Source organism: Mesorhizobium sp. M7A.F.Ca.CA.002.04.1.1 (assembly GCF_004022805.1).
In the GTDB taxonomy this organism is placed as follows: Bacteria; Pseudomonadota; Alphaproteobacteria; order Rhizobiales; family Rhizobiaceae; genus Mesorhizobium; species Mesorhizobium ciceri.
Window position 1 is genome coordinate 1 of record NZ_RZPL01001232.1, and the last position, 686, is coordinate 686.

1 protein-coding gene is annotated in these 686 nt (G+C 65.0%); it reads left to right on the plus strand.

Features of this window, described 5'->3' with window-relative positions; genetic code table 11:
• Positions 1–38: 38 nt before the first annotated feature.
• The coding region (locus ENZ75_RS33525; protein ID WP_245481368.1) for a thiamine pyrophosphate-binding protein at positions 39–686 on the plus strand (648 nt) is incomplete at its 3' end.

The following is a 686-nucleotide window of genomic DNA, read 5'->3' on the forward strand; positions in this document are numbered from 1 at the left end:
ATAAGAAGGCGCGGAATAGGACTGCGGAGGAAAACACCATGAGCAAGACAATCCGCCTGACGATGGCGCAGGCGCTGACCCGCTTCCTGTCGCGCCAGATGACTGAGATCGACGGTAGCAAAGTCCCGATCTTCGGCGGCGTCTGGGCGATCTTCGGCCACGGCAATGTCGCCGGCATCGGCGAGGCGCTCTATCAGGTGCGCGACGAACTGCCGACCTTTCGCGCCCACAACGAACAGGCGATGGCGCATGCGGCAATCGCCTACGCCAAGGCCAATTTCCGCCGCCGCTTCATGGCCGCGACCTCTTCGATCGGCCCCGGCGCGCTCAACATGGTGACGGCGGCGGCGCTCGCCCATGTAAACAGGTTGCCCGTCCTGTTTTTGCCAGGCGATGTCTTCGCCAACCGCATCCCCGACCCGGTGCTGCAGCAGGCCGAGGATTTTTCCGACGGCACGGCGACGGTCAACGACTGCTTCCGTCCGGTTTCGCGCTATTTCGACCGCATCACCCGGCCGGAGCAGATCATTCCTGCGCTGAGCCGTGCCATGGCCGTGCTGACCGATCCGGCCGAATGCGGCCCGGTGACGCTGTCGCTCTGCCAGGACGTCCAGGCCGAGGCCTATGACTATCCCGAGAGTTTTTTCGCGGAGCGGGTCTGGCACCAGCGCCGGCCGCGCCCGGAT